Origin of the sequence: Hyphomonas neptunium ATCC 15444, assembly GCF_000013025.1 — a bacterium.
GTDB classification, from domain to species: Bacteria; Pseudomonadota; Alphaproteobacteria; order Caulobacterales; family Hyphomonadaceae; genus Hyphomonas; species Hyphomonas neptunia.
Window position 1 is genome coordinate 1,540,193 of record NC_008358.1, and the last position, 23,446, is coordinate 1,563,638.

Annotated in this window: 24 protein-coding genes, 1 pseudogene and 1 riboswitch; of the genes and pseudogenes, 16 read left to right on the plus strand and 9 right to left on the minus strand. The window is 59.3% G+C overall.

Annotated features, from left to right (window positions below; translation table 11 throughout):
- Positions 1 to 56: 56 nt before the first annotated feature.
- From HNE_RS07465 to HNE_RS07475, 3 genes are read right to left on the minus strand one after another with little or no spacing between them, the layout of a single operon-like run.
- On the minus strand, positions 57 to 998 hold the full coding sequence (locus tag HNE_RS07465; RefSeq protein WP_011646520.1) for a diguanylate cyclase: 942 nt from the start codon (positions 996 to 998) through the stop codon (positions 57 to 59).
- Positions 998 to 3,832: a hybrid sensor histidine kinase/response regulator gene (locus HNE_RS07470; RefSeq protein WP_011646521.1), complete on the minus strand. Its 2,835-nt coding sequence runs from the start codon at positions 3,830 to 3,832 to the stop codon at positions 998 to 1,000. The genes HNE_RS07465 and HNE_RS07470 overlap by 1 nt, the downstream gene beginning before the upstream one ends.
- Positions 3,829 to 4,125 (minus strand): hypothetical protein, encoded by a 297-nt coding sequence (locus tag HNE_RS07475; protein WP_233352016.1) that lies wholly within the window; start codon positions 4,123 to 4,125, stop codon positions 3,829 to 3,831. Before HNE_RS07475 ends, HNE_RS07470 begins: the two co-directional genes overlap by 4 nt.
- Positions 4,126 to 4,886: 761 nt before the next feature.
- Between HNE_RS07475 and cobT the strand changes: the two genes are divergently transcribed.
- The 11 genes and pseudogenes from cobT to cobD all read left to right on the plus strand — a co-directional run bounded on the left by cobT (position 4,887) and on the right by cobD (position 14,946).
- Positions 4,887 to 5,894 carry a nicotinate-nucleotide--dimethylbenzimidazole phosphoribosyltransferase gene (cobT, locus tag HNE_RS07480; RefSeq protein ID WP_011646523.1) on the plus strand — a complete coding sequence of 336 codons (1,008 nt, stop codon included), beginning with the start codon at positions 4,887 to 4,889 and terminating at the stop codon, positions 5,892 to 5,894.
- Positions 5,891 to 6,649, plus strand: coding sequence for an adenosylcobinamide-GDP ribazoletransferase (locus HNE_RS07485; protein ID WP_011646524.1), 759 nt, complete (start codon positions 5,891 to 5,893; stop codon positions 6,647 to 6,649). Before cobT ends, HNE_RS07485 begins: the two co-directional genes overlap by 4 nt.
- A complete protein-coding gene (gene cobC / locus HNE_RS07490) occupies positions 6,640 to 7,158 on the plus strand; it encodes an alpha-ribazole phosphatase (RefSeq protein WP_011646525.1) in 519 nt (172 codons plus the stop codon). The genes HNE_RS07485 and cobC overlap by 10 nt, the downstream gene beginning before the upstream one ends.
- A gap of 11 nt (positions 7,159 to 7,169) precedes the next feature.
- A complete protein-coding gene (gene cobO, locus HNE_RS07495; RefSeq protein ID WP_011646526.1) occupies positions 7,170 to 7,772 on the plus strand; it encodes a cob(I)yrinic acid a,c-diamide adenosyltransferase in 603 nt (200 codons plus the stop codon).
- Between the two features lie 56 nt (positions 7,773 to 7,828).
- Positions 7,829 to 8,018, plus strand: a riboswitch (cobalamin riboswitch).
- Positions 8,019 to 8,184: 166 nt separating this feature from the next.
- On the plus strand, positions 8,185 to 10,032 hold the full coding sequence (locus tag HNE_RS07500; RefSeq protein WP_011646527.1) for a TonB-dependent receptor plug domain-containing protein: 1,848 nt from the start codon (positions 8,185 to 8,187) through the stop codon (positions 10,030 to 10,032).
- 9 nt (positions 10,033 to 10,041) lie between these two features.
- Positions 10,042 to 10,887 carry an ABC transporter substrate-binding protein gene (locus HNE_RS07505; protein ID WP_011646528.1) on the plus strand — a complete coding sequence of 282 codons (846 nt, stop codon included), beginning with the start codon at positions 10,042 to 10,044 and terminating at the stop codon, positions 10,885 to 10,887.
- Complete coding sequence (locus tag HNE_RS07510) at positions 10,884 to 11,873, plus strand: FecCD family ABC transporter permease (RefSeq protein WP_011646529.1); 990 nt, start codon at positions 10,884 to 10,886, stop codon at positions 11,871 to 11,873. Before HNE_RS07505 ends, HNE_RS07510 begins: the two co-directional genes overlap by 4 nt.
- Positions 11,866 to 12,627, plus strand: a complete 762-nt coding sequence (locus HNE_RS07515) for an ABC transporter ATP-binding protein (RefSeq protein WP_011646530.1) — start codon at positions 11,866 to 11,868, stop codon at positions 12,625 to 12,627. The genes HNE_RS07510 and HNE_RS07515 overlap by 8 nt, the downstream gene beginning before the upstream one ends.
- Positions 12,624 to 12,878 (plus strand): annotated as a pseudogene (locus HNE_RS19110) (cobyric acid synthase CobQ); the annotation flags it as partial. The gene HNE_RS07515 and the pseudogene HNE_RS19110, both read left to right, overlap by 4 nt.
- A 128-nt stretch (positions 12,879 to 13,006) precedes the next feature.
- Positions 13,007 to 13,957, plus strand: a complete 951-nt coding sequence (cbiB, locus tag HNE_RS07525; protein WP_011646531.1) for an adenosylcobinamide-phosphate synthase CbiB — start codon at positions 13,007 to 13,009, stop codon at positions 13,955 to 13,957.
- Complete coding sequence (gene cobD / locus HNE_RS07530; protein WP_011646532.1) at positions 13,954 to 14,946, plus strand: threonine-phosphate decarboxylase CobD; 993 nt, start codon at positions 13,954 to 13,956, stop codon at positions 14,944 to 14,946. Before cbiB ends, cobD begins: the two co-directional genes overlap by 4 nt.
- Here the strand turns inward: cobD and cobU are convergent.
- From cobU to HNE_RS07550, 4 genes are all read right to left on the minus strand, one after another.
- Complete coding sequence (gene cobU / locus HNE_RS07535; protein ID WP_011646533.1) at positions 14,936 to 15,442, minus strand: bifunctional adenosylcobinamide kinase/adenosylcobinamide-phosphate guanylyltransferase; 507 nt, start codon at positions 15,440 to 15,442, stop codon at positions 14,936 to 14,938. The two genes, cobD and cobU, sit on opposite strands and share 11 nt — an antisense overlap.
- 488 nt (positions 15,443 to 15,930) lie before the next feature.
- Entirely contained in the window at positions 15,931 to 16,581 is a 651-nt protein-coding gene (gene alkB / locus HNE_RS07540; protein WP_011646534.1) for a DNA oxidative demethylase AlkB, read from the minus strand.
- A gap of 295 nt (positions 16,582 to 16,876) precedes the next feature.
- Positions 16,877 to 17,620, minus strand: coding sequence for a hypothetical protein (locus tag HNE_RS07545; protein WP_035591608.1), 744 nt, complete (start codon positions 17,618 to 17,620; stop codon positions 16,877 to 16,879).
- A gap of 78 nt (positions 17,621 to 17,698) precedes the next feature.
- Positions 17,699 to 18,289 carry a hypothetical protein gene (locus tag HNE_RS07550; RefSeq protein WP_011646536.1) on the minus strand — a complete coding sequence of 197 codons (591 nt, stop codon included), beginning with the start codon at positions 18,287 to 18,289 and terminating at the stop codon, positions 17,699 to 17,701.
- Positions 18,290 to 18,477: 188 nt separating this feature from the next.
- Between HNE_RS07550 and HNE_RS07555 the strand changes: the two genes are divergently transcribed.
- Genes HNE_RS07555 through HNE_RS07565 form a run of 4 tightly spaced genes read left to right on the plus strand, consistent with a single transcriptional unit; the run spans position 18,478 to position 20,874 of the window.
- A complete protein-coding gene (locus tag HNE_RS07555; protein ID WP_011646537.1) occupies positions 18,478 to 19,539 on the plus strand; it encodes a sensor histidine kinase in 1,062 nt (353 codons plus the stop codon).
- Positions 19,536 to 19,709 (plus strand): response regulator, encoded by a 174-nt coding sequence (locus HNE_RS18350; RefSeq protein WP_083759042.1) that lies wholly within the window; start codon positions 19,536 to 19,538, stop codon positions 19,707 to 19,709. Before HNE_RS07555 ends, HNE_RS18350 begins: the two co-directional genes overlap by 4 nt.
- Entirely contained in the window at positions 19,709 to 20,566 is an 858-nt protein-coding gene (locus HNE_RS07560; RefSeq protein WP_011646538.1) for a sodium-dependent bicarbonate transport family permease, read from the plus strand. The genes HNE_RS18350 and HNE_RS07560 overlap by 1 nt, the downstream gene beginning before the upstream one ends.
- Before the next feature lie 2 nt (positions 20,567 to 20,568).
- Positions 20,569 to 20,874: a DUF190 domain-containing protein gene (locus HNE_RS07565; RefSeq protein ID WP_011646539.1), complete on the plus strand. Its 306-nt coding sequence runs from the start codon at positions 20,569 to 20,571 to the stop codon at positions 20,872 to 20,874.
- Between the two features lie 48 nt (positions 20,875 to 20,922).
- Here HNE_RS07565 and HNE_RS07570 read toward each other — a convergent pair whose 3' ends face one another.
- Complete coding sequence (locus HNE_RS07570; RefSeq protein ID WP_011646540.1) at positions 20,923 to 21,192, minus strand: zf-TFIIB domain-containing protein; 270 nt, start codon at positions 21,190 to 21,192, stop codon at positions 20,923 to 20,925.
- Positions 21,193 to 21,194: 2 nt separating this feature from the next.
- Entirely contained in the window at positions 21,195 to 21,452 is a 258-nt protein-coding gene (locus HNE_RS19115) for a YdcH family protein (RefSeq protein ID WP_011646541.1), read from the minus strand.
- Between the two features lie 697 nt (positions 21,453 to 22,149).
- Between HNE_RS19115 and HNE_RS07580 the strand changes: the two genes are divergently transcribed.
- Positions 22,150 to 23,070, plus strand: coding sequence for a hydrogen peroxide-inducible genes activator (locus HNE_RS07580; protein ID WP_011646542.1), 921 nt, complete (start codon positions 22,150 to 22,152; stop codon positions 23,068 to 23,070).
- Positions 23,071 to 23,446: the final 376 nt, after the last annotated feature.

The following is a 23,446-nucleotide window of genomic DNA, read 5'->3' on the forward strand; positions in this document are numbered from 1 at the left end:
ATGGATGTCTGTCCTTCCAGGGGCAGTTCTCAGCAGTAGAAATCAACAGCTCCGGGTCAGCCATGTGTGCCGGTTTCCATGCCGGAGGCGTCGCCCGAAAATTCGATGACGGAGACCCGGTCGCGACCGGCGGCCTTGCTGCGGTAAAGTTCCTGATCGGCGAACGTGATCCAGGTGCCCGGCTCAATTGAGCTATGACACCGGGCGCTGGCCACGCCGATTGATACGGTCACATAGGGCTCGGCCTGGGAGCGTATATGCGGAATGTTCAGTGCGTGGACCTGCCTGCGGATTTCCTGCGCAACAATTTCTGCTTCGGCCGGGCCCAGATCGGGCAGGATACAGGCAAACTCTTCGCCGCCATAGCGGGCGGGGGTATCGGAGGCGCGTTTCACAACGCGCTTGAGGGTGGCAGCGATCATCGCAATGCAGCGATCCCCGGCAGGATGGCCGTAGGTGTCGTTGAACTGTTTGAAGAAGTCGATGTCGAGCATGATAACCGAAAGCCAGGCCTCATCGCGGGCGAGCCGCGCGCATTCGGCACGCAGGGTGCGCTCCAGATAACGCCGGTTCTTGAGGCCGGTCAGGGCATCGGTAACGGCCAGATTGGCAAGCTGGTCGCGCAAGCTTTTGAGTTCCATATGGTTGGTAACCCGTGCCCGCAGAATCGCTGGCTGGATGGGCTTGGTGACATAATCAATGGCCCCGAGGGAAAGACCCCTCATCTCATCGGCCGTGTCGCCAAGGCCCGTGGTGAAGATAACAGGAATGTCCACCAGATCAGGGTCGTTTTTGATCCGCTTACAGACCTCAAACCCATCCATCTCCGGCATCAGCACATCGAGCAATACGAGATCGGGCTGCAATTCGCGCATTGTTTCGAGCGCCTGGGCACCCGAGATCGCAAAGCATACCTCATACTGATCTTCAAGGATGGCATTAATGATCTCGATATTCGAGATTTCGTCATCCACAACAAGGATCGTTGCTCTTGTCATCAGGCAGCACTTTCGTCACGCGGATTGTACGCGTACTGCAGGTTTTCAATGAGTTTAAGTGCCGTGTCGTAGTCGAGTTTTTCCACGGCTTTCAGAATGGGGTGGAACGCGCGGGCATCTGCCGCAATCCCTGTTGCCGTGGCATAGCGGTCAAAGCTGGACCGGGCGCCAAGGCTGCGGCGTTTAAGATGTGTACGCAGATCTTCAAGAGCCGCTGCGCTGGCATCATCGTGCGTTTCGGCGGAGGCTGGCAGAGCGGCGTTCACAGGGTGTGTTTTAAGGCTGCGGGCCGCAGCTATTGCGGGGGTCAGCTGCTCTTCCATTTCGGCGAGTGTGGACAGAGCAGCGCCGACATTCCCAGCAGAAAGGTAGTCTTCGACTGATGCGGCTGATGCCTGCAATCCCCGGATTTCGAGTGATCCGGCCACCCCCTTTAATGTGTGAGCAAGGCGTCGTGCATCCTGAGCCTGATCCTCAACGATCAGGTTCCGGATTTCAGAAGCGATTGCGGCATACTGCTCGCCGAAGTTTATGATCAGTTTGCGAAGCAATGGCGTCTTGCCATTCACTCGGCCGAGGGCGGCGGCCAGATCAAACGGAGGCAGCTCATCAGGCAACATGGAGGGCGTGTCGGCAGTTGCCTGCGGACGGGCTCTGGCCTTGCCACGGGCAGTCAACCATCTGTTCAGTTTTTCAATGAGTTCGGTGGGATCAACCGGCTTGGCGATGTGATCGTTCATGCCCGCATCAAAGCAGCGCTGTTTTTCTTCCTCGTAGGCATGGGCCGTCATGGCGATGATGGGTAGGCGGGCTGCGGGCCAGCTCTCACGGATGGCGCGAGTCGCGGCGATCCCATCCATTTCCGGCATTTGAACATCCATCAGTACACAGGCATAGTTATCGCCGTTTTCAATCATCATGCCACATGCGATGCGGCCATTTTCGGCGCAGTCAGTCTCAAGCCCCGCATCGCGCAGGAGCTCAGCCGCGATCTCCCGGTTAATTTCATTGTCGTCCACGACCAGTATGCGCAATCCTTCATGGGCGGCGGCGATGCGTGGAGACGTGCGCGCTGCCTGTGCCGGGGCATTGGCCGACGTCAGTGTGTCGGCGGGCGGCTGGCCGGAAAACAGATCGAGGATGGTGTCTCGCAGCATGCGGGGATCAACCGGCTTCTGAAGGAAGGCGGAAATATCGGCAGCACGGGCTTCCTGCATGAATTCATCTGCGCAGTAGGCTGTCACCATCAGCGTGATCGGCATTTTTTCCTGATTGCCCGCTGAGCGCATTGCCCTGGCCGTGTCCATGCCATCCATGCCCGGCATCTTCCAGTCGAGCAGCACCAGATCGTAGGGGGTTCCCTTTTTATTGGCGCTATCAAGCGCGCTGAGTGCTTCCTCGCCGGAGGCGACGAGGTCAACGGCCATATCCCAGGAGGCAAAAATCTCATGGATGATCTGGCGGGCGGCGGGATTGTCGTCTGCCGCCAGGACATTCAGTGTCTGGATCTGCGCCGGCAGGCGGTCGCTATCCTGCTGGTGTTCGTCTTCCACGAGAACCTTGATGCGGAAGGTGAAGGTGCTGCCTTCGCCAATCTTGCTCTCGACACGGATGTTCCCGCCCATTTGCTCCACGATCTGGCGGCAGATGGCCAGACCAAGTCCGGTGCCCCCGAATTGGCGCGTGGTGGAGCTGTCGGCCTGGGAGAAGGATTTGAAGAGTTTTGCCTGCTGCTGTTCATCCATCCCTATGCCGCTGTCGCGCACGCTCAATTCAAGGACGACGTCCCGGTCCTGCGAAGACGCAACATCTGCGCGCACGATCACGGTGCCGTTCTCGGTGAACTTCACGGCATTGCTGAGAAGATTGAGAACCACCTGATTGAAGCGCAGCTCGTCTCCGATGATCTTGCGGGGGACTGCAGGCGAGATACGTGTTTCCAGTTTCACGCGCTTGTTGTCCGCGTCGATGTTCACAAGGTTGATCTGGTTGGTGATGGCGGCCCGCACGTCAAACGGGCGCGCCTCCAGCGTCAGCTTGCCGGCCTCATTCTTGGAGAAATCGAGGATGTCGTTGATCAGGCGCAGCAGGGAGACGCCCGCATCGTTGATCTTGGACACATGATCCTTTTGCTTGGGGGACAGGTCCGTGCGGGCAATCAAGTGGCAAAACCCAAGAATGGCATTCATTGGTGTGCGGATTTCATGGCTCATGCTCGCCAGGAAAAGGCTCTTTGCCCTGTTTGCCTCTTCAGCTTCGCGGGTCCGCTGTGTCAGGGCCTCGTTCTTGATCAGGATTTCCTCGCTCATTCTCCCGATACGGTCAAAGCTTTCGACCAGCTTATGGCTGATCCAGACCAGCACGATGGTCTGGAAGATCACGATGCCGGCATGCAGGATCACCCGCCCGATATTGCCATCCTGCGAGAACACGGCGGAGGGCAACAGGTAGAGAAGTACAAGATGGTGCAACGATACGGCAACGGCGCCGGTGACAATGGCACGCCAGTCACACCAGGCGATGGTCAACGCCAGCATCGCGAAGAAATACATGTGCATGTCCATTTGCCAGGTATGACCTGTCAGAAGGAACAGCATGATGGCCGGCTCGCCCATCAGCGCGACGGCAGAGAGATACCGGGTTACCGGCGCGGCGCCATGGCGAAGCCATGAGAGGTGATAGCATCCCGCCAGAACCATGCCGGCGAGTGCGGTCCATAATGGCGAATGCCCGGTCTGTAGGGCGATGAGGACCAGGGCGGGGACATGCGCCCAGAGTATGAGCAGCAGGAATTTGCCAAAGTGGGCGCGCAATGTGTCGAGTTGGGCGATCATTGTATCGTTTCTCCGCTGGCAGGGGGGTAACACCCGGACTTTACCGGCGCCGGCAGCACGATCCACGCGCCAGCCTCATGCAACTTTTCCGGGAAATCGGGCGCGCTCGAGGAGGCGATCACCACATTCGGGAACCGGGTGATATCCTGAAGCCCGCCACGGGCCTGGCCTATGATGCCGATAGCTTCACCCTGGCTTGCACCGGGAGGGGCAATAACCAGATACTGACCCCGTGTGCTGCCTGTGGAAAATGTTGCAATCTGTAACGCAACAAGGCCCGTCAGCATCAGCATGACAGCGGGAAAAATGTCTGCCAGGCGTTTTTCCGCCCCGTTTGCGGCCTGGGGAACGGAGTCCCCGCGCCCCATTGCGATCACTTTCTGCATTGCCGTCCGTCTTGGTAAATTTTTTCTTGAACACGTTGTACGGCAACATTCTGTGCATTTGGTTAGCGTTCCATCTTCCGGGGCGCGGGTTCATTAACATTACGCCGTCCGGTATACACAAGTTGCGAAACTCCGGTCCGGTAATCTCATAAACAGGTATTGTGTGCGGGACGGGTCTGCCCTTCCGGAGTTGGAATGTTTGTCGGGACAGCCGCGCCTGAACGGTCGAGGTTGATGTCTGGCTGCCGGGAATGGCTCAGACTCTGCATCGGGACTTTCAGGATCTCCCGCTGAATGCTCCAGCCAGCGGTGGTATCGCGGTTTCCGGGCATGCGAAGTCTGCAGAATTTCACTGTGACCCATTCATCTGTGTACAGCCAATTTGATCTCGACGGGCAGCTTTACTGCCGGACTGACTTTCGAAGCCAGGTGCGGGGTCGCACTTCGTGAATGGCGGCACCTTCCAATGACGTGACATCCGCTTGCGCGCGAATATAAGGCGACGTGGTCAGCAAGAAGGAACTGCTAAGTTGTGCCTGGCCTGGAACCTGTGTCGATGAGGCCAACCTGACCGGCTGGCCCGATGCCGGGCGAATTCAAAAAAGTACAGCCAAAGCAAAAAGTGTATGGTTCTGCCCCAGTCCTGAAGATAGAGCGGGTCCATGACAATGCTTCAAACCGATTTTCAGTCATTGATCCAGAAAGCTATCGATTCCAAGACAAAGCCCGTTGGCTCGCTCGGGCGGATTGAGGCGTTGGCAGCCCAGCTTGCCCGGATCCAAAACACCTTGATGCCCGTTGCCGCGAGTTGCGGTCTGACCCTCTTCGCCGGCGATCATGGCATGGCGCTCGCAGGTGTGTCGGCCTATCCGCAAGCTGTGACACGGCAGATGGTAATGAACTTCCTGGGCGGAGGCGCCGCTGCCAATGTCTTTGCACGCACGCTGGGTGTCGACGTTGAAGTGGTTGATTGCGGGGTGGCAGGGGAGCCGATCAACGCGCCGTCTCTGCTGTCGCGGCGGTTAGGAGCGGGGACGGCTAATGCGATTGAGCGCCCTGCCATGACCGCTGTAGAGCTGGATAAGGCGCTGGCTAATGGTCGCGCGATCGGGGGCGATAGCGACCATGATACCGCATGTTTCGGCGAAATGGGCATCGGGAACACGTCGTCGGCGAGCCTCGTTGCGGCGAAGATTCTTGGCTATCCCGTGGCAGATCTTGTTGGGCGCGGCACAGGCCTTGCCGACGATGGCCTGAAGCGGAAGCAGGCTCTGCTGGAGGCAGCGGCAGGGCGAACGCCGGACAGCCTGCCTGCAGATCACGCGCTGATGGAGTATGGGGGCTTCGAGATCGCAACTATGACCGGTGCAATGACCGCGGCGGCTGGCGCGGGCAGGGTCGTGCTGGTTGATGGCTTCATCGCAACTGTTGCAGCCCTTTGCGCGCGCGAGCTCTCGCCGGGGTGTGCCGCGAATTTTGTGTACGCCCACCGCTCCGCAGAAGCCGGCCATGCCCGCGTTCTGGAGGCGCTGGCGGCCAAGCCCCTCCTCGATCTCGACATGCGGCTGGGGGAGGGCACGGGCGCGCTTCTGGCCTGGCCTCTGGTGCAGGCCGCCGCTGCGATGCTGCGCGACATGGCAAGTTTTGAAAGCGCTGGTGTGAGCGGTCCGGCATGAAGGACGAGTTTGCCAAACTCTGCCTGGCCATTCAGTTCCTGACGCGCATTCGTCTGCCGTTCGAGCCCGGCTATACGCCGGCACGGATGGCAATGACCCCCGCTTACTATCCACTCGTCGGAGCAATGATAGGCGGGATGTGTGCCGGGGTCTTCTGGCTTGCGGCGCTTGGTTTGCCGGGGCCTGTCAGCGTTGTCCTGGCCCTCGGCGCAGGCTTGCTCCTGACCGGGGCCTTCCATGAGGATGGCCTGGCAGACACATTTGATGGAATTGGCGGCGGGCTGACGCGCGAGCAGGCGCTGACCATTATGAAGGACAGCCGGATCGGCACCTATGGCACAGCGGCGCTGGCCGGCATCCTGCTTCTCAAAGCCGCTGTTCTGTCCTTCCTGCCGGGCTCGCTGATTGTAATGGCGTTCGTGGCCGGACATGCGCTCTCCCGGCTCTCGGCCGTAATGGTCATCGTGACGAGCCGCTATGTCCGCGACGAGGGGACAGGGAAGCCTGTCGCTCAGGGCCTTTCAGGCGGGGGACTGGCAATCGCCTGTCTTACGGGCGCGCTCATCCTCGGGCTTTGGCCGCTCGTGCAACCATTCCCCGCAGTGTTCTACGGGCTGGGCGGAGTGATTGCCGGCCATGCACTTATGCGGCTGTTCTTTGAACGCAAGCTTGGCGGCTATACCGGCGACACCCTGGGCGCTGTCCAGCAGGTCAGCGAGGCGGGCTTTTATCTGGGCCTGCTCCTGTGGCTCTGATCCTGCTGCGTCATACCCGTCCCGATGTGCTCACCGGTACCTGCTATGGAGCGCGGGACGTTGGATTGGCGGCGACCTTTGCCGGGGAAGCCGAAGCACTGCTGCCCGGATTACCCTCATTCAGCCGCGTCGTGACCAGCCCGCTTTCACGCTGCCGGCGGCTGGCTGAGTATATCGGCGCGCGGGCGAGCTGTCCCCTCACCGAAGACGATCGCCTCAGGGAAATGAATTTTGGGTCCTGGGAGGGACGTTCATGGAATGAAATTCCGTTTACGGAGATAGATATCTGGGTGAACGACTTTCTGCATGCGCGTCCGCATGGCGGCGAAAGTGTCGCCATGCTGCGCGCCCGAACCTTCGAAGCGCTCGATGCATATCGGAAGTTGGGGGGCGACACCTTGATTGTTACCCATGCCGGCGTCATCAAGGCCGCTCTCGCAACGGACGAAACCGCCGACAGCCATGCAATGACGCTGGATTTTGGAAACTTTGTTACTTTGATTGACTGAAAGGGCGCTGCATGAGCGAACACGACACACACACCGAAAAGATGAAGGCGCTGCAGGCTGAGCAAAAGAAGAAGACCTCTGAAGCGCGTGATCCGGGTCGCGGTCTCGTGCTGGTTCACACCGGAGATGGGAAGGGCAAGTCGAGTTCTGCATTCGGTGTCATCATCCGGGCGCTCGGCTGGAAGCAGAAAGTCGGGGTCGTCCAGTTCATCAAGGGCAAATGGATCACAGGCGAAAAGCAGTTCTTTATGGCGCTTAAGGATCAGGTGGACTGGTACACAATGGGTGATGGCTTCACCTGGGATACGCAGGACCGGGACCGCGACATTGCAGCGGCCGAAGCGGCATTTGCCAAAGCTCGCGAGATGATGGAGCGCGGCGACTATGATCTGATTGTGCTGGATGAAATCAATATCGCGCTTCGCTATGATTATCTTGACGTGGGAGCCGTGATTGAGGGACTGAAGGCCCGGTCAGACCGGACAAGCGTCATCCTGACGGGGCGCAATGCCAAACCGGAACTCTGTGAATATGCAGACCTCGTCAGCGAAATGACCGAAGTGAAGCACCCCTTCAAGGCCGGTATAAAGGCTCAGCGCGGAATTGATTTCTAGCAATTGCTTTTTGCGTCATTGGCCAAAAGAGGCATTGACACACATTCGCACTTGCAACATCAACCCCATCAGATGGTGCTCCCCTGACAGGGAGCTAAGAGGGAAGCCGGTGTAAATCCGGCGCTGTACCCGCAACTGTTAGCCGGGAGCTGATGGCCACTATGCCACTGGAACGCGAGTTCTGGGAAGGCGGCCAAAGGCGACGATCGGTGAGCCAGGAGACCTGCCATCGCGTCGTTTGTCCGGAGGCCGGGAACAGTTCTCTGCGGGCGGGAAGGCTAATGCCTCTCCTTTAGTAACGACATCGAGAAAATTGGCTGGCCGCCCGCATGAGAGACCTCATGGGCCAGATGACGTCGTTATGAATTGCACCCATCTTTCCGGGCGGCAGGGTGCATTGAGGGGAATACCCATGTCGTATAAAACGGCACTCATCAGCGTGGCCGTCATGGCCGCGAGTGCATCCGCTTTTGCCCAAATCTCTGAGACTGAAGAAAACCGGCTCAGATCGGTCGTCGTCGAGGGGTCGCGCCTCGACCAGACCGCCACCGAGGTCGGCTCCAGCGTCAGCATTATCGGCAAGGAAGACCTTGAAAAGCTGGACCTGGACTTCGCGTTAGATGCCGTGGCGACGGCGCCGGGCGTGACGATCAACCAGAATGGCGCCTTTGGTGGCTCTGCCAGTGTCCGCATTCGAGGAGCATCCTCGGGCCAGACTCTGGTTCTCATTGATGGCGTTCCTGTCGGCGATCCGTCGACGACCGATGGCAGCTTCAATTTCGCCTATCTCGACACAGCCAATGTCGAGCGGATCGAAGTCCTTAAGGGGCCTCAGTCCACCCTCTGGGGCTCAAATGCCATAGGCGGCGTGGTCTCCGTCACTTCCCGCCAACCAAAGACCGGGTTCGGTGGCAGCGCATTTGCCGAATACGGATCGTTCAACACGCTCCGGGGCGGCGCATCCATTGACGGCGCGAACGAGACTGGAGATTTCCGGCTTTCGGCAACCGGCATCTCGACTGACGGCATTTCAAAATCCGACAAAGAGAATGGCAACACCGAAGAGGATGCCTACGACTCAACCACAGTGTCAGCGAAAGGTGGCCTGAACCTTCCCAACTCGGCCAGACTGCAGGCAACGATCCTCCATAACCAGGCTGAGTCAGAATATGACAGCTTCTCCTCGGGTGCGCAGGGAAGCGTCGCCGATGGGGATGAGGTTACCGAGAACGAAACCCTGTCGGGCAACATTTCGCTCAATCTTCCGCTCCTGGATGATCGGTTCGAGAACCATTTCCTCATCGGATATTCCGATATCACTCGCGAGAACTTCACCAATGGCGCGCAAAGCTACTTTGCTGAAGGCGACAGGACACTCTACCGCTATCAGGGCACCTTCGCGATAAATGACGCAAACAAGGTGTCCTTTGGCGCAGAGCGTGAAGAGACCTCCGCCAACGGAGACGAGGCCAGCATTGACGGGCTGTTTGCCCTGTACGAGCTCAAACCGGTCGAAACCCTGACGCTGACCGCAGGCTTACGCCAGGACGACGACAATCGGTTTGGTTCGGAGACAACGGCCCGAGTGGCCGCCGCGTGGAACGTAACCGGCCATGTGACGATCCGCTCCAGCTGGGGCCAGGGCTTCAAGGCGCCTTCGCTATTCCAGACGACTTACATCTGTACCTTCTGTGGCCTGAGCGAGCCGAATGTAGACCTCATGCCCGAGACGTCCGAAGCTTTCGATATCGGACTGGAGTGGCGTTCAGGGGATGGGCGCGCAGAAGCAGGTGTTACCTATTTCGATCAGAACACTGACAACCTTATCGACTTTTCCTACACTGCAGGTTATGACAACATTGCGCGTGTCGAAAGCAAGGGCGCCGAAGTGTTTGCCGGCTACGTTCTTACGAACTGGCTCAGCGTTGACGGCAATTACACCTACATCGACGCGCACGACGGTGACGGCAACGAACTCACCCGTCTACCGAAACATTCCGCCAATTTTTCACTTACTGTCGATCCGGATGGTCCGTTCTCCGGAGCGGTGCTGGTTCGATATAACGACGATGAGGCCAATACAAATGGCACGACACTGGATGGATGGACGCGCGTCGACCTGACGGGACGTTATACGCTCAATGAACGCGTTGAACTGTATGGCCGTATCGAAAACCTGTTTGATGAGGATTATCAGCAGATCCTCGGCTACGGCACGCCCGGCCTTTCAGGCTCGGTTGGCATCCGCCTGCGCTACTAGGAGTAGCTGATGTCGAGACTGGCGATCTTCTCTCTTCTGGCGTTCGGACTTTCAGCCTGCGGTGCTCCGCCCAAGCCGCAGACAGATAGAGCTGACCGCCCGATGCGGATCGTCAGTCTCGATTACTGCGCAGATCAATACGTTCTGAAACTGGCGGATGCGGAGCAGATCCTTGCAATATCGCCGGACGGCGTGAAGGAGTTTTCCTATATGCGCCACGAGGCGGCCGGGGTGCCGACGGTTCGGCCAGTGGCAGAGGATGTGCTGCTTCTCAAGCCGGATCTCGTCGTCCGCGCTTATGGAGGCGGACCAAACGCCGCGGCTTTTTTTGAACGTGCGGACGTCCCTGTGCTGACAGTAGGATGGACCTCGAATGTTGACAGCGAAGAAGTTGGCTCCATTCCGGGATTGATCCACTATATGGCTGAAGGCCTCGGTCAGAGCGAGCGGGGGCGGGCTCTCGTCGCCGAGTTCCGCGCGCGCCTGGAAGCCCTCCGCAAGCGCACAAATGGCGAGACAGCCCTTTACATGACCCCGGCAGGCATTACGACCGGTCCCGGTTCCATGGTGCATGAAATGCTTCTGGAAGCAGGCTTCGAAAACTTCGAACGGAAGCCGGGCTGGCGCTCACTTCCGCTCGAACGCCTTGCCTATGAGCAGCCGGACGCCATCGCTGCCGCTTTCTTCGAGCAGCTGACAAACCATCCGGACTCCTGGAGCCCGATGAAGCATCCGGTCGCGAAGCGTCAAATGAATGAGCAGACGATGGTCCCCCTGAAGGGCGCCTGGACCGCCTGTGGCGGCTGGTTCATTCTCGATGCCATCGAAGCCTTGGCAGAGGGAGGCGCGGAATGATTGAGCGTCTTTTGTTGCCTGGCCTGATCGCCGCCTCCGTGCTCGCCATCTTCATCGCCTGCCTTCTGGGCTCTACACCTTTGCCTGCCGATCGGGTCATGGCAGCTTTCTTTGGCGGCGCCGATACCGGTGACCGTCTCGTCGTCTGGCAGATCCGTCTGCCACGGGCCATCGCCGCCTTCATCACTGGCGCAGCGCTCGGCATCAGCGGCGCCGCATTGCAGGGCTTGTTGCGTAATCCGCTCGCAGAACCGGGCGTCCTGGGTGTCTCGGCTTCAGCCTCCCTGTTTGCAACCTTTTCGCTATATTACGGTCTTGTCGCGCTCTCGCCTTGGGTTCTGCCACTCTCTGCAATTGGGGGCGCACTCGCCGCGACTGTTTTGATTGCGCTTGCCGCCATTCGGACGCGGTCTGTCGTCACGCTCATTCTGATAGGTGTCGGGCTTTCCAGCTTTTCCGGAGCAGCAATGACTTTGCTCATGAACCTTGCCCCCAATCCTTTCTCACTGTCCGACATGATCAACTGGATGCTCGGATCGGTTGCCAATCGCAGCTTTCAGGAAGTTGGCCTCGTAATACCGTTCATTGTCGCGGGTAGCGGAATTCTGTTTATGTCGCGCCGCGGGTTATCGGCCCTGACCCTTGGCGAGGAAGCAGCAAGTGGGGTCGGGCTCAATCTGAGAAATCAGCGTATACTGACGGTTCTTGGCGCCGGTCTGGCAACGGGTGGATCGGTTGCGCTGGCCGGAGCCATCGGTTTTGCCGGGATTGTCGCTCCGCACATTATCCGACCCCTGGTGAAGCATGATCCGGCGCGATCGCTCATTCCATCGGCGCTTCTGGCGGGCCTGTTTCTCGTTTTGGCGGATATAGGGGTACGCCTGCTGCCGACCTCCAACGAGCTTAAACTGGGCGTCGTCGCTTCGTTGGTCGGCGCTCCTGCCTTTGTCTGGATCGCAATGAGAAGGCGTACCCTGAATGGCTGACCTTGTGATCCGCAACCTTTCTGTGAGCGCTGGCAAGGTCAAACTTGTTTGCGAGGCGAATTTCAGTCTGGCGCAGGGCGAACTGGTGGCACTGCTGGGCCCTAACGGAGCCGGGAAAACCAGCCTACTTCGCTCAGCACTCGGGCTTGTAAAGCGGGCCACTGGCGATGCGTTGCTGGATGGTACTGACAGCGAAAAGCTCTCGTCCATGCAGCGCGCTCGCCGGGTCGCCTATCTGCCGCAACAGCGCCCGCTCGCCTGGCCGAACACAGTCCGCGACGTTGTCGCCCTTGGCCGCTTTGCCTACGGCGCTGCTCCGGGGCGCCTGAGCCAGGCTGATTCTGTTGCCGTTGAGCGCGCCATCAGGCTCTGCGACCTTACCGCTCTCGTCGACCGTCATACCGACACGCTATCGGGCGGTGAACTTGCGCGAGTTCATTGTGCCCGGGCCTTCGCGGCAGACGCCCCGCTTCTGGTCGCGGATGAGCCTGTGGCCGCGCTGGATCCGCGCCATCAATACCGCGTCATGGATATCATCCGCCACTACGTCGACGGGGGAGGTGGCGCGCTCGTCGTCCTTCACGACATCGCCCTTGCTGCACGATATGCAACACGGATGGTCTGGATGAAGCACGGGCACATCATAGCCGATGGCACACCCGATGAGACGCTTACGGAGGATCGTCTGGCTGAAGTCTACGGGGTCCGCGCGCGTGTGAGTGGCCGCTCCGTAGAGATAGAAGGGACAATATGACAGCAAAGATATTGATGCTGCAGGGCACAGGTTCTGATGTCGGAAAGTCCATACTTTCGGCAGCGATTTGCCGGATTGCAAAACGCCGGGGCTTGAACGTTGCACCCTTCAGGCCGCAGAACATGTCGAACAATGCTTCCGCCTGCGCCTCCGACGGCGAAATCAGCCGCGCGCAAGCGCTCCAGGCCATGGCGTGCGGACTCGTGCCCCATACAGATTTCAACCCCGTCCTACTGAAGCCGGAAACGGACCGGCCTATGTTTGATCTTGCTGGCATATCCCATGGCGCGCGCTCGGCGCATGGCCTCATCGAGGGCACCTATCTGCACGGCGCGTTCTCGAACGATGCGTTTCGCCGTGGTTGGCAACCGGCGACGTGATGACACCCGCTCTGCTCATGCTGGCTTCCTGGGCGGTCGAGGCGGTGTTCGGCTGGCCTAACTGGCTTTATTGGCGCGTGCGCCACCCAGTGGTCTGGCTGGGAGTCTTGATCGGCTGGCTAGAACAGGGCCTCAACAGACAGGCATTTTCGCATTGGGTGCGTTACATGTTCGGTGGGTTTACCAGCTTGCTCGCGGTGACGCTTGCCACTTGGTTGGCAGTGCTTTTGGTGCACAGTCTTCCTGATGGATGGACAGGCTATGTGGTCCAGGCGGCTATTGCGTCCAGCCTTCTTGCATCGCGCAGTCTCTACCAGCATGTAGCCGCGGTTGCCGTGCCGCTTTCGGTTGGCGACCAGTCCGCAGCCCGCAAGGCGGTGTCGCTGATCGTCGGCCGCGATCCCAGCCGGCTGGATGAGGCCGGCATCGCCCGCGCGTCGATTGAAAGCCTCGCTGAAAATGCCTCAGACGGTGTCATCGCACCACTTTTTTGGGGCGCGCTTTTTGGAATTCCCGGTCTCGTCGCCTACAAAACCATAAATACTCTGGACTCGATCATTGGCCATCGCAATGAACGGTACGAAGCATTTGGCGGCTTCGCGGCTCGGCTTGATGATGTCGCCAATCTGATCCCAGCGCGCATGACGGGTCTGTTCGTTGTAATCGCTTCTATGCGTTTCTCAGCATTGGCAATAGTGGTGAGAGACGCGCGAAAACATCGGTCGCCGAACGCTGGCTGGCCTGAAGCGGCGATGGCTGGCGCGCTCGGCATCCGCCTCTCGGGTCCGCGTATATACGGTGACAGGTGCAGCGAGGAGCCATGGCTCAATCCCGAAGCGCGAGACCCCGGCGCCTCTGATATTCAAAGGGCGCTGCGGCTTTACATACTGGCGCTGGCGCTGGTCGGTCTCACACTGATTGGCGTTGTTCTGTTGGGGGCGTCCAGGTGAAACCGGATCTTGTTCATGGCGGCGCGCTAGACCGGATGCGTGCGGCCTTCCCTGATGCGCCTGAGCCCTGGATCGACCTTTCGACCGGGATCAATCCATGGGCTTACCCGGTTGGAGGCATTCCGGATACGGTATTTCGACAGCTGCCCACTCAAGAGGCTTATAATGCCTGCCGGCAAGCCTTGGCGGAGAGCCTGCGGAGCCCTGCAGAGAACCTCATTCTCGTCCCCGGCAGCGAACTTCTCATTCGCCTGTTGCCGATGGTGATCAAGCCAAAGAAAGTTACCATTTTATCTCCGACATATGGCGACCATGCCGATGCGTGGCGCCGGGCAGGCGGAGAGGTTGTCGAAACTACAGATCCACTGGGCAGGGCCGATCAGGCCGATGCCGTGATCATTTGCAATCCCAACAATCCCGACGGTCGTTATTTTGAGCCGGACGCTTTGTTGCAGGCGGCCGCAAGTCTTGCGCGCCGTAGTGGCTGGTTGATTGTCGACGAAGCCTATGCTGATCTCGATCCGGCGTTCAGCCTGACGCGTTATGGCGGTATGGACGGATTGATCGTCTTGCGCTCCTTCGGGAAGTTCTTCGGTCTGGCCGGCCTCCGGCTCGGTGCGCTTATCGCTCCCGAGGCTACCCGGATGGAAATGCAGAACGTGCTAGGGGTCTGGCCGGTATCCGGCCCGGCTATAGCCATCGGTGCGCAAGCCTGCGGCGACCTTGCCTGGCAAGCTGAAACCCGCTGCCGGCTCGTTAGGGGCCGAGAGCGTCTGGACCACATTCTTCGATTGTCAGGCCTGAAAATATGTGGGGGTACGGATCTCTTTCGGCTCGTAATCACAGATAACGCCCGCGCCCTTTGGGAAGGCCTTGCACATAGGGGGATTTATGTTCGCCGGTTTGCCTGGAGCGACCGGCTTGTGCGGATCGGACTTCCCGAGAACGAGAAGGCCGAAGATCGCCTGCTGGCTGCCCTCACGACTTGAGGCGCAGCGGCAGGCCCGCAGCGATGAATTCGACAACGTCGCAAACTGAAGCGACACGCTGATTGAGCCGCCCCTGTGCATCGCGGAAGGAACGGCCCAGTTTCGTTTCTGGTACAAGTCCCAAGCCAATTTCGTTCGAAACGAGAAACACCGGCGTGCTCATGGAGCCAAGTGTGGTGCAGAGCCTGTCAATTTCGGCGTTCACACTCCAGTCATGATGCATCAGATTGGAGAGCCATAGCGTCAGGCAATCGACAACGATGACTTCATTATCCTTGGCTTCGCCCAGCGCGGCAACCAGATTCAGCGGAGTTTCGATCATACGCCATCCCGTGGTGCGGTCTGCCTGATGCCGCTCAATCCTGCTTGCCATCTCTTCGTCCAAAGGTTCGGCAGTAGCAATAAAAACACGGCATGGCGAAATATTCTCTGCCAAGTCCTGTGCTCGGCGGCTCTTGCCGGATCTGGCCCCTCCTAAGAGTAAAGTGGTTGTCATTACGCTGGTCCTCTCGCTTGAGCGCCCCAGTTCCTATTCACGGAACGGCGTAATTTAAAGGACTGTTTTCAGAAGCGTTTTGGCGGCCTGCCTTCTTCGAGCACCTGCTTAACGCGCGCCTCCAGCTCCTCTCGTTTCCTGATTCCATATCCAGGCGTTCGAATATTGGGCCAGAATCCTCCCCACTTTGCTTCATAAGCAAAGCGACAGTGTATCTTGCCGACTTGAGGCGATCCATGAAATCCCCACTCATTACTCCTCGGTAGTGGTTTAAGTGATTTATGCAATATCAGCTTGGTGCCCGCCAAATATCGGGCAGTCCCGTGGGGCAGTTGCGTTAACTGCTGTCCTTCTCAAAACTGAGACTTTCAAAGTTTAGGTTCGGTGACCGGGTGTATCCTGATCAATGTTCAAAATGGGATACAAATTGATTGAGGGACTGATTTAGGGGGTTTAAAACATTGAAAACTATATTCAATTTTGACGCCCTAGAGTGCACCGCGAAAGGTCAGATTTAGACGCATCCGCCCCAGTTTCGGATGCGCGCCCTCCTTCAGGGCCAGGACGCCGTGATGGCAGAGGCGCGACGGGCCGCCCCACACGGCGACATCGCCATGGCGCAGCGCATACTTCCTGATCGGGTCTGCGCGCCTCAGGCCACCGAACTGGAAAGTCGCGGGCAGGCCGAGCGAAACGGAAACAATCGGATGGGCGAACTCGCGTTCGTTCCTGTCCTGATGAAGCGACAGCTTCGCGCCAGGTTCATAGCGGTTGATGAGGCATGTATCGGGGCGGAACCTGCAATATCCTGCCTCGGTCGCGGCGAAGACCGCCAGTGCCATAAAGCTCTCGGGCATCGGGTGCCAGGGCTTTCCGGTTTCGGGGTCCGTGGCATCATAGTGATAGCCGGTGCGATCGGTCACCCAACCGGCCTGACCGCAGTTCGTCATCGCGACGGACATCACGTGACCCCCGGGCGTGGCCATTCTGCGAAAGGGTGACACTGTGGTGATTGCCTGGATCGCGGCGAGCAGATCCACCTCGCAATCCAGCGCGAAGCCGCGTAGCAGGACAGCACCTTCAGCCAGTTTTTCCCGTGCAGTCTGGCGAGGTTCCTCTGCGCCGAACAGGTCCGTCATAAACTGTGTCTCCCTGAGCAGAAGGATACAGGAATGGTCTGTATCACGCCAGAAGCGGGCCGGAGTGCAGGAAATACGTATTCACTGGCCTGAGCCCTGGCGTCCCTCATTGATTGTGAGAGCCTGGCCCTTTCACAGCGCAGGTTGGAGGCGCGGCGAGGGGAGCGGAACCGAAGCTCCCGGCATGCACACTCCATCGGGATGTTCCCGGGTCATCTGGTCCGGGAAAGAGGAAGGTCATCCGAGCCGGAACCAGCTCAGCGAGCGGAGCCCTTTTCGGGCGGGAGCCCCAGCCTCAGAAGGCCCGCCCGATGAAGAGCTTTATCATGCGATCGTCGGCGCCTCGCGTAATGCCTGAGCGGACAGCCGTTTGAAGATAGACACCACTTTCCCACTCCACTTTCAGGACCGGACCGATCTGGTGGGCCTGGTCTTCAAAGCCGGGCATATCGCGCGTGGTTCCATACTCGCTGAATGCCTCAAGGCCGAAGCGCCAATTGTCTGATCCCAAAACGTTCACCCCCAGGGCGCGCGTGAGCTGCGCGCGCGTTGCGAGCGCTGTTCCGCCGTCACTTGCTTTGCCCACTTCAATTTCTGCAATTACGTTGGCGCGCCATTCCCAGACGTCTGCGAACTTGTCGGTGAGCGTCAGCCTGGCTTCAATTTCGTCCGGGTCCGCACCATCCGAGAAGCCATAAGCCAAACGAAGGCCGCCATTAAATCCGGAGGTGTCACCGGCTTCCTCGCTCCACTGGAACCAGTTCTCGATCGTCAGGCCGGTATAGTCCCAGTCTTGTCCATCCGGTTTCCGGAAGGATCCGGTCACGCGGACCTGATACCAGCCGGTTATCGCCTGATCAAAGTGAATGCGGCTTGCCAGATTGCCTTCATCCTCCATTCCGGCACGCCATTCCGCAGAGCGGTCTCCTTGTGAGATACCGGCGGAGCCGACATTGCCGGTGAGCGATTGACCCCAGGCGGCGCCGGAAAAGGCAAATCCTGCGGAGAAAGTTGTGAGGGCGATCAGAAAGTGGCGCATCAGAGTCTCTTGCAAGCTGAAAAATGCCGCCCCGGACAGGCGGGGAAACTGTCCGGGGCGGGTCTGCCCGATGAGAGGTCAGTCGGCAGAGTAAGGCAGGGAAGAGTGGTGCAGCACGAGCTGCAGAGAACCGTCTTCCGCGCGGGTCCATGCCCACGTCTTGTCGACAGTCGTCTTGTTGCCCGCCGCGTCGGTCAGGTGCACATTGCCCATCGAGATGGCGGTATTGCCGTCAATATAGATCGCGGAATTTTCGACACTGTAACCGCGCCAGCCCTTGAGGGCGAAGCCAGAGTCGCCCGGAAAATTGTCATTCTTGCCGACGAAATAGGCGAGCGCGCCCTCTGCCGTGGTGCGGAAGGTTGTGGGCGGCGCGGCCAGCGTGGGTTTGAAAAGCACCGGGCCGTCCTCGTAATTGTATGCGGCCTCAATGATATCTTCTGCAACGTCGCGGGCCTCGTCGAAGCCCTGTGTGTCGTAGGTCGTGGCAATTGTGACCAAGGCCTCGCCCCAGGCATTCTGGGCTGCGATGACATCTGCCTCGGTGATGGCAGCAGGTGCCCGCGGGGTCACCGCTGCGAGGGCCGGATCGCTGGGCGTCGCGCCGGCGGCCGGTACGATCAGAGCGAAAAGCGCGGCGGCGCTAACCAGATGGACGGTGTGTTTCATTCCTGTATCTCCTTCGGGATGCCATGCCGGCCTGCATGGATGCTGACCGGTACTGACCGAAGAGATGTTGTCGCGGCGCAAGAAGCCCCTAAGCCGGATGGCTAACCAGATTACCTAGGCCGTTCGGCCTATGCCGTGCCGCCTGTGCGCCCTAAATAAGTGGTCAGGAATAGCAGGCAGCCTCTAAGATGCAGTCAGAAACCGTTTCCGCCCTGCGGGATCTCTACAGGGCCTCGGAGGCGCGCGCGGCGCGCCTGACCCTGCTATTTGAGGCGGGCCGTGACCTGGCTTTCGCCGATGCTGCCAGCCTCAGCGCGACCCTGTCCCAATGTGCTCGCCGGGCGGCCCTTTTTGCGGGCGCTGCGGAGGGGCAGGTGATCTTCGCCGACGGAGAAGGCATTCCCCTGATCGCGCCCGGCCCGGCTGCCCGGCGAGTCGGCACTCTGATCATTGAAGACTGGGAGAACCGGAAGCGTTTCTCCGATGAAGAAGATCGCGGCGCACTGGATCTGCTCGCCGGACTGATGGCGACAGCCATCGACCGCATCGATCGCGTGCGCGAGCGGGAAGACCTGCTCGGTAAACTCAAAGAGCGCGAACGTCAGCTGGAGCATCTGGTCGGGCGGATATTTACCAGCCAGGAAGACGAGCGCCGCCGGGTTGCGCATGATCTCCATGATGGAGTTGCCCAGACGGCTGCCGCCCTGTTCCGCAGGCTGGACGCCCTGACGGAGCGCTCATCTGGGAGCGAAGCCGCTGCGCTCGCGCCGATCGCAAGGTCCCTTGTGGGAGAGCTTCGCGGGGTGATTGCGGGCTTGAGGCCAACAGCGCTCGACGATCTGGGAATCAGCGCAGCCATCTCGTCAATGGCGGACGGCCTGCGCGAAGACGGGTATGAAGTCACCTTCCGGCAGGCCGGGCCAGATCGCTGGCCCCCTGTCATTGAAACGGCGTTTTTCAGGATTGTGCAGGAAGCGCTCACCAACATTCGCAAGCATGCCGGTGGGCCATGCCAGGTTGATATTGTTCTCTCAGCTGAGCCTGATTCTGCGCGTTGGCATTTGAGCGTCAGGGATGGCGGGAAGGGGCTTGCGAGCGAGAAAAATAGAGATGTGAGCAAAAAGGGACAGAAAATCGGCCTTGAGATCATGCGTGAGCGGATGATGGCCCTGGGGGGCGAGCTTCAGGTTGGAGCTGGTCGCGACGGCGGTACAGAGGTTCGTGCCTGTCTCGAGAGGGTGCCGGAATGAACCCGCCGCCCCGCATTCTGGTTGTGGATGATCATGCGCTTGCCCGGGAAGGATTGCGGGCAATCCTGCTTGCTGCCGGATATGACGTGGTCGGAGAAGCGGCGAGTGGAGAACAGGCGGTGATCATGGCCTCTGATCTGGCACCTGACCTCGTGTTGCTGGATATCTGATGATGTCGATCGGCATGAAGGGGGGCGTAGAAATTTCCAAAGGTGCGCTCAGCTGGGATGCCGGGCTGGTCATGATATCTGCCGTCGCGCTGTCTTTTCTCTTACCCGTCATCGCGTTCACCTTCCTGCGCCTGACGACGCAGCTTGACCGGGTCGATGCTGCTGCAACGGCAGCCCATTATGGCTCGATTTCAATCGTTACGTTTGTCGCCGCAGGGCAAGCGGTGGCCGCTGCCGGGCTGGAAGCGGCCGGTTACCTTGTGGCCGTTGCCGCCCTGATGGAAGTTCCGGCCATCATTTCGGCGCTTGTCATCGCCAGCCGCGGCCACACGCACCGTGAGGCAGTTGCCGGATCGGACAAGGGTGAACTCGCCAGGGAAGTCCTGTTGAATGCTTCCGTCGTTGTCCTGCTTGGCGCCCTCGTCATTGGCTGGATTACCGGGGAGGCCGGGATGCAATCGGTAGCGCCATTCCTTGTCGCGCCGTTTCAGGGCGTGCTGTGTCTCTTTCTGCTCGACATGGGCCTGTCGGCGGGCCGCGGTCTCCGGAACGGCTGGCGTCAACTCGATGCCGGGACAATCGCCTTTGGGTTCTACATGCCCCTGATCTCTGCAGGCTTAGCCGCCGGTGTCGCCGCACTTAATGGCATGCCGCCCGGTGATGCCGCGCTCCTGATTACCCTTGCGGCGTCGGCATCATACATCGCTGTGCCTGCCGCGATGCGCCTCGCGCTGCCGAAAGCGAAGCCTTCAGTCTACCTCACTCTGCCTCTTGGAATTACATTTCCCTTCAATCTCATTTTTGGCCTGCCACTTTACATTTGGATGGCCAGGATGGTGTCTCCCGGAGCGGCCTGATCATGCATATACGCTATCGTTGTGAACTCATCATTGAGCGGATGGCCGCTCCCCGCGCCTTCCGCATCCTGGAAGACGCCGGCCTGACCGGCTATACGGTCCTGCCGGCAATATCCGGCTTTGGTGGCGCAACGCGCTGGAACCGCGATACCGACATGTCTGCCTCAAGTGATATGGTCGTGATTGTTTCGATTGGGGCGCAGGATCGGATCGATGCGGCACTGACAGAGATTGAACGGCTATTGAGTAATCACATCGGTGTGCTGAGTGTTGGCGAAGTCAGGGTGCTCCGCCCGGGCCGCTTCTGAACGTCAGAGGGTCGGCGCCGCTCTTGTCCGGAGCGGCGCCGGATTAACTCAGAAGTCGAAGAGATCCAACAATCTTGATCGTCTCTTGCCGCGGCTCGGCGAGCGTTCTTCGTTATCGAAATCATCATCCTGCCGGTTGAGGCGTTCCCGCCCGGGCAGTTCGCGCATAGCGTCTTCCCTGATGATCTCGATCAGCTTTTCCAGTTCGCCGCGATCAAGCCAAACGCCGCCCGAAGAGGGGCAAACGTCAATCTCGATTCCGTGCCGCCGGACTGTTCGCATGCTTTGTCCGTCGATGGGAGATATCAGAAGTGGCATGATCAGGCTTCTCCTGGCATCTGCGCCGACGGTGCCGGTCGCGCAGAACGATTTGACGGGTCAGACGGAATGATGCGTTGGCTGCGCCCCCTGCGTTTCCGGCTGATCACGTCACGGAGACTGTCCCGGCAGGCAAGCCGGAGCTTCTTTAGCCGCATGATCTTCAGTGTGTCTGGAAGGGGCGCCTTCATTTCCGTCTCAATCTGCCGCTCAAGCGCGGCGTGACGCAAAGCCAGCGCGCGAATATAGTTCGATGTCATCTCATACTCCTCTTGTCTGAACGCAGGAGCACGGTGGTTATCCGGAATGTGATTTTCCGAGCCTGCACCGGGTCGCTCCCGATGCGGTCCGACATCGCAACAGATCCTTCAGGGGATCAATTGCCAGAGGGGCCCGGTCCGCATACTGATTAGGTATTGATACTTTTCAGGTCAACAAGGATCAGGTGAAAAAATTTCCGTGTTTCTTCCTGGTCATTGCCAAAAGAGCGCGTCACCGGCCATGAGTGAAGCCGGTGACGGCAGGGGGCTTGCTATCGGTGCCGGCCGCGAGAGCGCAACACTTTGTCAGATTGCCTTGCCGGGATAGCGGCGAAGGCAGGACTTGAGTGGGATTTGGGCGCGGTCTGCACAACGGAACGTCCGAACAGCAGGTCGAAGTCTGCGGGGGACAGCATGTCATTCCATCCTCAGCAGATCTTTGCGCACGTCGCGGATCCGGCGCCGACGGCGCCAGGCGCGCCGGCCCTGCTGGCTGAAACGCTGCGACGCCTGCCCGGCAGGGATTGGTACGTAACCGGCGGCTCCGCCATCAGACAGAAGTCCGGGGGCAGGTGATGAGAGGGACATTTCATTCTCCTTTTTAGCAAGCCGGTGATCGGCTTGAGCAGGAGATGGGGCTTGAACCTGAATAGCTCCAATCTAACTATTCTCTCAAATCAATAGGAATAAGCTATCGATGCGCCCGACCCTTAGACAGATGCAGTATGTCATCGCCATCGCGGATACAGGCAAGTTCGGCGACGCCGCACGGCTGGTAAATGTCAGCCAGCCAAGCCTGTCGGCCCAGATTGCGGAAATGGAGGCCGGGCTCGGCGTCGCGCTTGTTGAAAGATCCAGCCGCGGGGCGATGCTGACACCTGCGGGCGAGGAGCTGGTGCGCCGCGCGCGGCTTATCCTCCGGGATGTTGAGGATCTGAAAGCCGTTGCAAAGCTTGGCCGGACAGAACTTTCCGGCCGCCTGCGGCTGGGCGTCCTGCCCACAATTGGCCCTTACCTCTTGCCCAAGGCGACCGGAGACCTGCGGGCGCGCTTTCCGGACCTGCGCCTCAGCGTGCGAGAGGAGCGGACCGTTGACCTCGATGAGCATCTCCAGGCAGGCCTTTTTGACACTGTCCTTTCTACACCGGAAGACCATCCGGGCACTGAATCAGAGCATCTGTTTACGGAGCGGCTGTATGCTTGCCCGCCGCCTGGCGATGAGCTTGCAGAAGGTGAGGGGCCTGTCGCGCTCAGTGCCCTCGAAGGCCGTTCGCTACTGACGCTCGGGGAAGGGCACAGGCTGAGTGCGATCACCCAGGAGCTCGCAAAAGCGGCTGGCGCCACAGTCAGCTCAGAGTATGAAGGGACGTCTCTGGACGCTATCCGCCTTATGGCGCAAATGGGCGCCGGCATCGCCATTCTTCCCAGCCTCTATGCCCTTTCCGAGGCCCGGCGCGATCGCGGTCTCAACATCCGCCCCATCAATGATGCCCGCGCTTGCCGGGACATTGCTCTCATCTGGCGCGAAACGTCCCCGCTGACGGCAAGCCTCGTGAGCCTGTCCACCTATCTGAAGAAGGCAGCAGAGAAGATTCTGATAACCGAAACAGGGTCATGACCAGCCAGGCAGATAGTTGAACACCGGCGGCCTATCAGGGCGCGTGGTCCGCACACCGAGTACATCGGCGGTGATTGGCCCGCTATTAGCGGTAGCCAGGTTCCGGCCATCTGAGTCGGTAGCGTGCACGCAAACCTTGAGGTTAGATTCCGTTCCGGGGGCATGTGATCTCATAGTTATTGCGTTGGCCAGAGAATTTCGTCCTCAAATCCGAGCCTTTCAAAGTTTAAGCTGGGTGACCGGGTGTATCCTGATCAATGTTCAAAATGGGATACAAATTGGGTACAAAGTGGGATACAAATTGATCGAGAGCGTGAGCTAGAAAATTGAAAATATTGGAATTTATGTTCAATTTTGACGCCCGTCACTCGCGCCA